This window comes from Rhizobium ecuadorense (genome assembly GCF_001187535.1).
In the GTDB taxonomy this organism is placed as follows: Bacteria; Pseudomonadota; Alphaproteobacteria; order Rhizobiales; family Rhizobiaceae; genus Rhizobium; species Rhizobium ecuadorense.
Window position 1 is genome coordinate 90,498 of the sequence record NZ_LFIO01001078.1, and the last position, 11,460, is coordinate 101,957.

Annotated in this window: 8 protein-coding genes; 6 read left to right on the forward strand and 2 right to left on the reverse strand. The window is 60.1% G+C overall.

Annotation, left to right across the window (positions count from 1 at the left end; translation table 11 throughout):
• Positions 1-198 precede the first annotated feature (198 nt).
• Complete coding sequence (locus AF337_RS21955) at positions 199-1,203, reverse strand: LysR family transcriptional regulator (protein ID WP_049733797.1); 1,005 nt, start codon at positions 1,201-1,203, stop codon at positions 199-201.
• Between the two features lie 270 nt (positions 1,204-1,473).
• Between AF337_RS21955 and chvE the strand changes: the two genes are divergently transcribed.
• The 6 genes from chvE to araD all read left to right on the forward strand — a co-directional run bounded on the left by chvE (position 1,474) and on the right by araD (position 9,799).
• Positions 1,474-2,538, forward strand: coding sequence for a multiple monosaccharide ABC transporter substrate-binding protein (chvE, locus tag AF337_RS21960; RefSeq protein ID WP_049733798.1), 1,065 nt, complete (start codon positions 1,474-1,476; stop codon positions 2,536-2,538).
• Between the two features lie 99 nt (positions 2,539-2,637).
• The gene (mmsA, locus tag AF337_RS21965; protein ID WP_049733799.1) at positions 2,638-4,176 is read left to right on the forward strand and encodes a multiple monosaccharide ABC transporter ATP-binding protein; all 1,539 of its coding nucleotides are present in this window, start codon (positions 2,638-2,640) and stop codon (positions 4,174-4,176) included.
• The gene (gene mmsB, locus AF337_RS21970; protein ID WP_049733800.1) at positions 4,173-5,384 is read left to right on the forward strand and encodes a multiple monosaccharide ABC transporter permease; all 1,212 of its coding nucleotides are present in this window, start codon (positions 4,173-4,175) and stop codon (positions 5,382-5,384) included. Before mmsA ends, mmsB begins: the two co-directional genes overlap by 4 nt.
• A 116-nt stretch (positions 5,385-5,500) precedes the next feature.
• Positions 5,501-6,496 (forward strand): AraD1 family protein, encoded by a 996-nt coding sequence (gene araD1, locus AF337_RS21975; RefSeq protein WP_049733810.1) that lies wholly within the window; start codon positions 5,501-5,503, stop codon positions 6,494-6,496.
• 66 nt (positions 6,497-6,562) lie between these two features.
• Positions 6,563-7,996 (forward strand): aldehyde dehydrogenase family protein, encoded by a 1,434-nt coding sequence (locus AF337_RS21980; RefSeq protein WP_049733801.1) that lies wholly within the window; start codon positions 6,563-6,565, stop codon positions 7,994-7,996.
• Between the two features lie 63 nt (positions 7,997-8,059).
• Positions 8,060-9,799 (forward strand): L-arabinonate dehydratase, encoded by a 1,740-nt coding sequence (araD, locus tag AF337_RS21985; protein ID WP_049733802.1) that lies wholly within the window; start codon positions 8,060-8,062, stop codon positions 9,797-9,799.
• Between the two features lie 195 nt (positions 9,800-9,994).
• On the opposite strand, the gene AF337_RS21990 is transcribed toward araD, so the two are convergent.
• Entirely contained in the window at positions 9,995-11,332 is a 1,338-nt protein-coding gene (locus AF337_RS21990) for a TadE/TadG family type IV pilus assembly protein (RefSeq protein ID WP_049733803.1), read from the reverse strand.
• Positions 11,333-11,460: the final 128 nt, after the last annotated feature.

Here is an 11,460-nt window from a genome sequence, read left to right on the forward strand (position 1 = left end):
GCGCAAAAATAAAGAGCTAAAGCGCGGCGAGCGAATCTGAAAGATCGCGACGCGCTTTAGAGCATTCCGTTTGGATTGACCGACGTGCTCTAATTTTTTCACGCAATTTCCGGACGCAAAAACCGCTGCGCACCTTTGCCGGAATTGCTCCGGCGCGCATTAAGACCGGGTAAGATGGCGCCGGGCTTGCGGGCCTCGTCAGCCCGCCTGCTTCAGGCTTTCCTCGAGGATCATGTCGTAGAGCAGTCTTGCGCTCGGCGGCAGCGCCCGTTCCCTGGCAGCGATCAGGCTGTAGGGCTTGACGTTGATGTCGAAATCGATCGGCAGCACGCGTACATCGGCGGCCTTGGCGCCCTGGCCGGCAAGGAAATGGGCGACGTCGACGGCGACAGGGGCGATCGCATCGGTCTCGCAGACGATGGCGCAGGTCAGCAGCAGCGAGGAGGTGTTGACGATATTTTCCGGCAGCGCCACGCCGCGCGCCAGGAAAATGTCTTCGATCGTGCGGCGCAGCAGCGTGCCCGGCGGCTGGAACACCCAGTCGTAACCCCTGACGTCGGCAAGGCTGCTCACCTTCTGCTTCAAGAGCGGATGGCTCTTGCGCACGATCAGGCAGGCCCGCTCGATGCCGATCTCCGTCACCTCGAACAGGCGCGGATTGAGGTCGTCGGGAATGCGGCCGATGATGAAGTCGTGGCGGGCGGCGAGCAGTTCGCGGGCGAGCACATTGCTGGTCTCCACCTGGATGTTGATCTCGATGCCGGGATAGGCCTTGCGCACCTTGTTGATCGCCGGCACGACGAGGCTCATGGCCGGCGCCGTCACCGCGCCGATGAAGACCGAGCCGCCCTTGCCGCTCTTCAATTCGCCGATCTCGCGGCTCGCCTCGCGCAGCTCCAGCAGGATTTTGCGCGCCCGTCTGGCAAGGGCCGCGCCGAAGGTCGTCAGCACCACGCCGCGGGCCACACGCTCATAGAGCTGTGTCTTGGTGATCGATTCCATTTCGGACAGCATGCGCGATGCGGCGGGCTGCGAGATGTTGAGGACTTCCGCAGCTGCGGAAATCTGTCCACTATCTTCGATTGCGACGATCATCCGCAGGTGATTCAGCTTAAGTCCTGCACGTAAAAGGCCGTCATTGCCGAAATTATCACTGTGGATATCGACATGGTCCATCGAAATGGGCTCTGAAACAATCGTCATGGTTGCAGCCTCCTCGCTGCGCTCCATCAAAAGTAATACTTTTTAACGATATACCAAAATTGTTATGCACGTTACCACTTATTCTATTTGACAGTTATAGGAATCCATACCAGTTTGCCGCCGTGTGCTGGTTGGCACTCAACACGTGTGAGATCGTGGAGGAGACCTACTTCGTTTCTCACCATCTGAAGTAACTATCCAATACGGAACCTGCCACAGTTTCGGGGCGGGCGATTTTTCGTCCGCTGCTTATTAACAAGGGAGAGAGAAATGAAGTCCATTATCTCATTGATGGCTGCGGCTGCCTTCGGCGTCGCTTCGTTCGTTGTGCCGGCAATCGCCGCCGACAAGGGCACCGTCGGCATTGCCATGCCGACCAAGGCTTCGGCTCGCTGGATCGACGACGGCAACAACATCGTCAAGCAGCTCGAAGCTGCCGGTTACGCCACGGACCTGCAGTATGGCGACGACGATATTCCGAACCAGCTTTCGCAGATCGAAAACATGGTCACCAAGGGTGCCAAGGTTCTGGTCATCGCTTCGATCGACGGCACGACGCTTTCCGACGTTCTGCAGAAGGCGCATGACGCCGGCATCAAGGTCATCGCTTATGACCGTCTGATCCGCGATTCGGGCAATGTCGATTACTACGCGACGTTCGACAACTTCCAGGTCGGCGTTCTGCAGGCTGGCTCCATCGTTGACGGCCTCGGCCTCAAGGATGGCAAGGGCCCGTTCAACATCGAACTGTTCGGCGGTTCGCCGGACGACAACAACGCCTTCTTCTTCTATGATGGCGCAATGTCGGTCCTGCAGCCCTACATCGACTCGGGCAAGCTCGTCGTGAAGTCCGGCCAGACCGGCATGGACAAGGTCGGCACCCTGCGTTGGGATCCGGCAACGGCCCAGGCCCGCATGGACAACCTGCTCTCGGCTAACTACACCGACGCCAAGGTCGACGCCGTTCTGTCGCCTTACGACGGTCTGTCGATCGGTATCATCTCCTCGCTGAAGGGCGTTGGTTACGGTACGGCTGCTCAGCCGCTGCCGATCGTCACCGGCCAGGACGCTGAAATCCCGTCGGTCAAGTCGATCATCGCTGGCGAACAGCACTCGACGATCTTCAAGGACACCCGCGAACTCGCCAAGGTCACTGTTGCCATGGTCGATGCCGTCATGTCCGGCAAGGAGCCTGAGGTCAACGACACCAAGACCTACGACAACGGCGTCAAGGTCGTTCCGTCCTACCTGCTGAAGCCGGTTGCCGTCGACAAGACCAACTACAAGCAGATCCTCGTCGACAGCGGTTACTACTCTGAAGACAAGCTGAAGTAAGACGTTAAGCAGGAGGCCGGAACCCGCGCTTGCGGGTTCCGGTCTTCGATTTTATGATCGCCAAGCCGCTTGGCGGCTCAAGGCGCTGGAACTTTGACTATGGACAACACCATCCTCGAAATGCGGAGCATCACCAAGACGTTCCCGGGCGTCAAGGCGCTGGAGAACGTGAACCTTAAGGTTCGCAAGGGTGAAATTCACGCATTGGTCGGCGAAAACGGGGCCGGCAAATCGACCCTGATGAAAGTCCTATCGGGCGTCTACCCCACCGGAAGTTATGACGGCGACATCGTCTATGAAGGCGAGACGCGCAACTTCAAGGTCCTGAAGGATTCCGAAGAAATCGGCATCGTCATCATCCACCAGGAGCTGGCGCTAGTGCCGCTGCTGTCGATCGGCGAGAACATCTTCCTCGGCAACGAGAATGCCAAGAGCGGCGTCATCAGCTGGGACGAGACGTTCAACCGCACCAAGCAGCTGCTCAAGAAGGTCGGCCTGTCGGAATCTCCGAACACTTTGGTAACCGACATCGGCGTCGGCAAGCAGCAGCTCGTCGAGATCGCCAAGGCGCTGTCGAAGAGCGTCAAGCTGCTCATCCTCGACGAGCCCACCGCCTCGCTCAATGAAAGCGATTCCGACGCGCTGCTGACGCTGCTGATGGAATTCCGCAAGCAGGGCATCACCTCGATCATCATTTCCCACAAGCTGAACGAGATCCGCAAGGTCGCCGACCAGATCACCGTGCTGCGCGACGGCATGACGGTCAAGACGCTCGACTGTCACGCGGACGAGATCAGCGAAGACATCATCATCCGCAACATGGTCGGCCGTGATCTCGAAGACCGCTATCCGCCGCGTTCGGTGCCGATCGGCGAAACCATTCTCGAAGTGAAGAACTGGAACGCCTATCACCAGCAGCACCGCGACCGTCAGGTCCTGCACGATATCAACGTCACCGTCCGCAAGGGCGAAGTCGTCGGTATCGCCGGTCTGATGGGGGCAGGGCGCACCGAATTTGCCATGAGCCTGTTCGGCAAATCCTATGGGCACAAGATTTCGGGCGACGTGCTGATGCATGGCAAGCCGGTCGATGTCAGCACCGTGCGCCGGGCGATCGACGCCGGTCTCGCCTATGTCACCGAAGACCGAAAGCAGCTCGGCCTCGTGCTCAACGACACGATCCTGCACAATACGACGCTGGTCAATCTGAAGGCAGTGTCGAATGCGTCTGTTATCGACAGTGTCAGGGAATCCCGGGTTGCGTCCGACTATCGCTCGAAGCTGCGCATCCGTTCTTCCAGCATCTTCCAGGAAACGGTCAACCTTTCCGGCGGCAACCAGCAGAAGGTGGTGCTGTCGAAGTGGCTGTTCTCCAATCCCGATGTTTTGATCCTCGACGAGCCGACGCGCGGCATCGATGTGGGTGCAAAATACGAAATCTATACTATCATCAATCAGCTCGCGGCTGACGGCAAAGCCGTTCTGATGATCTCGTCGGAAATGCCGGAACTTCTTGGCACCTGCGACCGCATCTACGTCATGAATGAAGGACGTATCGTTGCGGAACTGCCGAAGGGAGAAGCGAGCCAGGAAACCATCATGCGCGCCATCATGCGCTCAGGAGAGAAGAAACAATGACGCCGATCAACCAACCCATCGCTGAGCAAGGGCGCGTCGTCTCGATCGGAGACTACGTTCGCGGCAACATCCGGGAATACGGCATGTTCATCGCGCTGATCGCGATCATGGTGTTCTTCCAGATTTCGACCGGCGGCGTTCTCTTCAGGCCGCTCAACCTGACCAACATCATTCTGCAGAACTCGTTCATCGTCATCATGGCGCTGGGCATGCTGCTGATCATCGTCGCCGGCCATATCGATCTTTCGGTCGGTTCCGTCGTCGGTTTCATCGGCGCCATCGCCGGGGTGATGACGGTGCAATGGCACGTCAACTATGTCGTGGCGGCTGTCGTCTGTCTGGCCATGGGCGCGCTTGTCGGCGGTATCCAGGGCTATTTCGTCGCCTACCACAAGATCCCGGCCTTCATCGTCACGCTGGCCGGCATGCTGGTCTTCCGCGGCCTGACGCTGTTCGTGATGACGGCTTCGGGAACCGGCACCAGCATCGGTCCATTCCCGCCGGAGTTCCAGCTGATCAGCATCGGCTTCCTGCCGAACCTGTTCGATATGGGCGGCATCAACTCGACCTCGATCATCCTGACCGTCGTCGGCGCCGTCACCCTGTTCTACATGGCATGGCGCAAGCGGCTCTCGAACGAGAAGCATGGCAATGACGTCGAGCCCATGGGCTTCTTCCTCGTTCAGAACATCATTGTCGCGCTCGCCATTCTGGGGCTCGGCTACCAGCTGTCGATCTATCGCGGCTTCCCGAACGTGCTGGTCATCATGCTGGCCCTGGTCGCCGCCTACGCCTTCATTACCCGTCGCACGACGATCGGCCGCCGCATCTATGCCATGGGCGGCAATGAGAAGGCGACCAAGCTTTCCGGTATCAACACCGAGCGGCTGACCTTCCTGACTTTCGCCAATATGGGGCTGCTTGCCGGTCTTGCCGGCCTGATCGTGGCGCTGCGCCTCAATTCGGCGACGGCCAAGGGCGGCTTCGGTCTCGAGCTCGACGTCATCGCCGCCTGCTTCATCGGCGGCGCGTCGGCCCAGGGCGGCGTCGGCAAGGTGACGGGCGCAGTCATCGGCGCGCTGATCATGGGCATCATGAACAACGGCATGTCGATCCACGGCCTCGGCACCGACTCGCAGCAGATGGTCAAGGGTGCGGTGCTTCTCGCCGCCGTGTTCTTCGACGTCTACAACAAGAACAAGGGCTGAGCGCTCAAGCGCAGCCCCGCATTCGCAGTCATATGAATGATCAATTCCGGCTCCTGATGGAGCCGGACAGGCGGAGCTTTTTCTTAAAGCTTCCCGGAACGAGAAGGATCGAAGTCGTGCTTATTTCCCAGATCAAGGATGCCAACGGAGAGATCGTCGTCGCCGTGCGCGAGCCCGGCGGCGCAGCCAGATCGGTCAAGAATGCCGGCAGCGTCTATGCGCTGGCGATGGAAGCCGCCGATGGCGGCAAGTCGCTCGCCGCGGTCATCGAGGCCCATGGTTACGGCGATGCCGTCGATCTCGAAAAGGCCTATGCGGACGGCCGCTTCCTGCCGCCGATCACCCATCCGGACGCCGCCCACCTGCATCTGACCGGCACCGGCCTGACGCATCTCGGCTCGGCCGCCACCCGCGATTCCATGCACAAGAAGACCAGCGAGGCGGCCGAGGAAACGCTGACCGACTCGATGAAGATGTTCAAGATGGGTCTCGAGAACGGCAAGCCGAAATCCGGCGAAAAGGGCGTGCAGCCCGAATGGTTCTACAAGGGCAACGGCCACGGGACGGCTGCCCCCGGCGCGCCGCTCGTCTCGCCCTCCTTCGCGCTCGACGGCGGCGAAGAGCCTGAAATGGCTGGCATTTACGTCATCGCCACCGACGGTTCGCCGTTCCGCATCGGCTTTGCGCTGTCGAACGAGTTTTCGGACCACGTCACCGAACGGATCAACTATCTCTATCTGGCCCACTCGAAACTGCGCCCCGCCGCCTATGGTCCGGAAATCCGCATCGGCGCCGCCCCCGACGATATCCGCGGCACCTCGCGCATCAAGCGCGGCGACAAGGTGATCTTCGAAAAGCCCTTCCTGTCGGGTGAAGCCAACATGTCGCACACCTTCGCCAATCTCGAATATCACCATTTCAAATACGGCCTCTTCCGTGCGCCTGGTGATGTCCATGTCCATATGTTCGGCACGGCGACGCTGTCTTTTGCCGACGGCATCAAGGCGGAAGAGGGCGATGTCTTCGAGATCGAAGTCGCCGAATTCGGCCTGCCGCTCAGGAATCCGCTGAAGGTGGCCGCCGAAGAAGAGATCGCCGTCAAGCAGCTCTGATTTTTGAGATCCGGCCGCTTGGTGGCCGGATCGTGATGTAAACGGTAAAGGAGGCTTGTTCAGCCCATGACCATTTATCAAAACCTGATCGCCGGCGAATGGGTCGGCACGAACGCGACGAAAAACATCAACCCGTCCGATACCAACGAAGTCGTCGGCCTCTATGCCGACGGCAGCGCCGAAGACACGAAGAATGCCATCGCCGCCGCCAAGGCCGCCTTTCCGGCCTGGTCGCGCTCAGGTATCTGGGAACGCCACGTCATCCTGAAGAAAACAGGCGACGAGATCATGGCGCGCAAGGACGAGCTCGGCGCGCTGCTTGCCCGCGAGGAAGGCAAGACGCTTCCCGAGGCCACCGGCGAAGTCATTCGTGCTTCGCAGATCTTCGAATTCTTCGCAGGCGAAGCGCTGCGGCTGGCCGGCGAGGTCATCCCCTCGGTGCGCCCGAACATCGGCGTCGAAATCACCCGCGAGGGGCTCGGCGTCATCGGCATCATCACGCCGTGGAACTTCCCGATCGCCATTCCCGCCTGGAAGATCGCTCCGGCCCTCTGCTACGGCAACACCGTCGTCTTCAAGCCGGCCGAACTGGTGCCCGCCTGTTCCTGGGCGATCGTCGACATCCTCAACCGCGCCGGCCTGCCGAAGGGCGTGCTGAACCTGGTCATGGGCAAGGGCTCGGTCGTCGGCCAGGCGATGCTCGAAAGCCCCGATGTTCACGGCATCACCTTCACCGGTTCCACCGGCACCGGCCGCCGCGTCGCCGCCGCTTCCATCGAGCATAACCGCAAGTTCCAGCTGGAGATGGGCGGCAAGAACCCGATGGTCGTGCTCGACGATGCCGATCTGTCGGTCGCCGTCGAAGCCGCCGCCAATTCCGGCTTCTTCTCCACCGGCCAGCGCTGCACGGCATCCTCGCGGCTGATCGTCACCGAAGGCATCCACGACAAATTCGTCGCGGCCCTGACCGACAAGCTGAAGACGCTGGTCGTCGACAACGCGTTGAAGGCCGGCACCCATATCGGCCCTGTTGTCGACGAGCGGCAGCTGAAGACCGATACGGACTATATCGAGATCGGCAAGTCGGAAGGCGCCAAGCTCGCCTTCGGCGGCGAAGTCATTTCCCGCGACACGCCCGGCTTCTACCTGCAGCCGACGCTGTTCACCGAAGCGACCAACCAGATGCGCATCTCGCGCGAAGAGATCTTCGGACCGGTGGTCTCGGTGATCCGTGCGAAGGACTACGACGAGGCGCTTGCCATCGCCAACGACACGCCGTTCGGGCTTTCGGCTGGTATCGCCACGACGAGCCTGAAACACGCGACGCACTTCAAGCGCAATTCCGAGGCCGGCATGGTCATGGTCAATCTGCCGACGGCAGGCGTCGATTTTCATGTGCCGTTCGGCGGCCGCAAGGGTTCGTCCTACGGCCCGCGCGAGCAGGGCAAGTACGCGAGCGAATTCTACACCACCGTCAAGACCGCCTACACGCTGGCTTAAAACAAAGCGCGATGACCCGGGCCGTACGAGGCGGTTCGGGGATATCCCTGAAGGACAGAGACTATGAAAAAGAAAGCGGAATGGCCGCGCAGGCTGAGGTCGCAGGAATGGTACGGGGGCACGAGCCGCGATGTGATCTATCACCGCGGCTGGCTTAAGAACCAGGGATATCCGCACGACCTGTTCGACGGAAGGCCGGTGATCGGCATCCTCAACACCTGGTCGGATATGACCCCGTGCAACGGGCATCTCAGAGAACTCGCCGAGAAGGTCAAGGCTGGTGTATGGGAGGCCGGCGGCTTCCCGCTCGAGGTGCCGGTATTCTCCGCATCCGAAAACACCTTCCGCCCGACCGCGATGATGTATCGCAACCTCGCCGCGCTCGCCGTGGAAGAGGCGATCCGCGGCCAGCCGATGGATGGATGCGTGCTGCTGGTCGGCTGCGACAAGACCACGCCGTCGCTTCTGATGGGTGCTGCCTCCGTCGATCTGCCATCGATCGTCGTCACCGGCGGGCCGATGCTGAACGGCTATTTCCGCGGCGAACGTGTCGGCTCCGGCACGCATCTGTGGAAGTTCTCCGAAATGGTGAAGGCCGGCGAGATGACGCAGGCCGAGTTCCTCGAGGCCGAAGCGTCGATGAGCCGTTCGTCGGGCACCTGCAACACCATGGGCACGGCCTCGACCATGGCCTCGATGGCCGAGGCGCTCGGCATGGCGCTGTCCGGCAATGCTGCGATCCCGGGCGTCGATTCCCGCCGCAAGGTGATGGCGCAGCTGACCGGCCGCCGCATCGTGCAGATGGTCAAGGACGACCTGAAGCCGTCCGAGATCATGACGAAGCAGGCCTTCGAGAACGCCATCCGCACCAATGCGGCGATCGGCGGATCGACCAATGCCGTCATCCATCTGCTTGCGATCGCCGGCCGCGTCGGCATCGATCTGTCGCTCGACGACTGGGACCGCTGCGGCCGCGACGTCCCGACCATCGTCAACCTGATGCCGTCGGGCAAGTATCTGATGGAAGAGTTCTTCTATGCCGGCGGCCTGCCGGTGGTGCTGAAGCGCCTCGGCGAGGCCGGCCTCCTGCACAAGGATGCGCTGACGGTCTCCGGTGAAACCGTCTGGAACGAGGTCAAGGACGTCGTCAACTGGAACGAGGACGTCATCCTGCCCGCCGAAAAGGCGCTGACGTCTTCGGGCGGCATCGTCGTGCTGCGCGGCAATCTGGCGCCGAAGGGCGCGGTGCTGAAGCCTTCGGCTGCCTCGCCGCATCTCCTGGTGCACCGGGGCAGGGCTGTGGTGTTCGAGGATATCGACGACTACAAGGCCAAGATCAACGACGACAATCTCGACATCGACGAGACCTGCATCATGGTCATGAAGAACTGCGGGCCGAAGGGTTATCCCGGGATGGCCGAGGTCGGCAATATGGGGCTGCCGCCGAAGGTGCTGAAGAAGGGCATCCTCGATATGGTGCGCATTTCCGACGCCCGCATGTCCGGAACGGCCTACGGCACCGTCGTGCTGCATACCTCGCCGGAAGCGGCGGTCGGCGGCCCGCTCGCGGTTGTGAAAAACGGCGACATGATCGAGCTCGATGTGCCGAACCGTCGTCTGCACCTCGACATTTCCGACGAGGAACTGGCGCGCCGGCTTGCCGAATGGCAGCCGAACCACGATCTGCCGACATCAGGCTATGCCTTCCTGCATCAGCAGCACGTCGAAGGGGCCGATACCGGCGCCGACCTCGACTTCCTCAAAGGATGTCGCGGAAACGCAGTCGGCAAGGACAGCCACTAAAAAAGAATTTTTTAGGCCGGATCGGCCTAAAATCTGAATCGTTCTGTATAAAAGAGTTAGAGCATGATGCGCCCGAGAACCGCATCGTGCTCTAAAGCGCGTCGCGTCAAACTTGATTCATGCGCCGCGCTTTAGCTCTTTGTTTTCATGCATGTCGTTGCCGCAAAACCGCGGCACACTTTTGCCCGACATGCTTTAGCTGGTTATCCGAGGCGCGCTGACGATCTTCAGGAACAGGGCCTCCATGGCCTCTTCAATGCCGTCGGTTGGACTGACTGCGAAGTAGAAGCCGGGGGTGGCGCACTCTTCCATTTTCGTGGCGATCTTGCTCTCGAAAGGCTTAACCCAGTCATTGTAAAAGCTGTTGTCGGGTAGGGGCAAATACGTCGTGTAGAGGACGGCGACTTTGATGCCGCGATCTTTGAGCTTCTTGCAATAAGCCGTGTCGATGGGTTCGATGCATCGTCCGCCGTTTGCGCCTTTCGGGCTGGTGCATCCAGCCGGCTTATAGCTATCGCCAACACCGTCAGCGACAAAAAACACGATCTTCTGACGATCGGCATTGCTGGTGCCCATGCCGATGTTGCCCTTGATTTCGCCTTCAATCCCTTTCAGCGCTTCGTCAAAGCTGGTCTGCTGGTCACTGTAGTAGTTCTGATAGGGAATGCTCATAAGACTGATCATGTTGGTGGCGACTGCCACGGCGCTTAGATCGTAGTCCAGATCGGAGACCTTGAAGAGCTTCGCGTTTTTGGCGTCCTGGGCAGTCTTGCCGAACGTGTATGCGGCGACCCGGAATTGGCTCGGCATGGACTGTGTGTCCTTCGCCTTGGCCATCAGGGCTTTGATCGCAGCGGCCACCACGTCGATGCGGATGGTCACGCCATTCTCGCGTGCGACATTGTAGTAGCTCTTTTTATCCTCGACGCCTTTTTCAGAAACAATGTGGCATGCGAACGCGCAGTTTTTATCTTTGCCGCCATCGTGGCCGTTCACCGTCGCTTTTTTCATGGCGGTTATATCGGCCGTGGTGGCCGCAACACCCATCGACGGGGTGTTATCCAACAGCATGAAGAAATCCATGTAGGACGGGGTCTCATACTGCGCTGTTGCCGTCCCGGAAACGGGGATTTGATGAAATCCCAACACCTGCATGAATGTTGTCGGCATTGTCGCGTTAAACGATACGGTCGAGCTGAGGGTACCGCCCTTTTTTTGAACGCTGATGTCGACGGCAACGGGAACGTCGCCCTGTTTTTTGGACATTTGCGAAAAGAAGATCTTCTGGGCTTCGGACTGTCCGAGCGTCAGCGACCCGTCGCCTGAGAGCGTGGCTGCCTGCTTTGCCGCATCCGAGGTTTTGGTTATGGATCCAACGGCTGCCGCATCCGCAGCGGCGTACAATTCGGTCCGAAGCGACAGGGCGCTGCCAAAATCAATGGCTGTACCCGCCGCGCCCAGCAGGGGGATGACGAGTAGCGCCGTCATAATTCCAAAATTGCCGGACCGGTCAAAAATAAAACGATGCAACATATAAGGGCCGCCCTTCCCGGTAGCCGTGTGAGCGTAGGCGCCACAACCGAATATCTACGAGGTGATCACTAGATGTGGAGCCTCAACAGGTTGTCCTCGATCAGGCCGAGCCTGCTGATAGGCGGTTT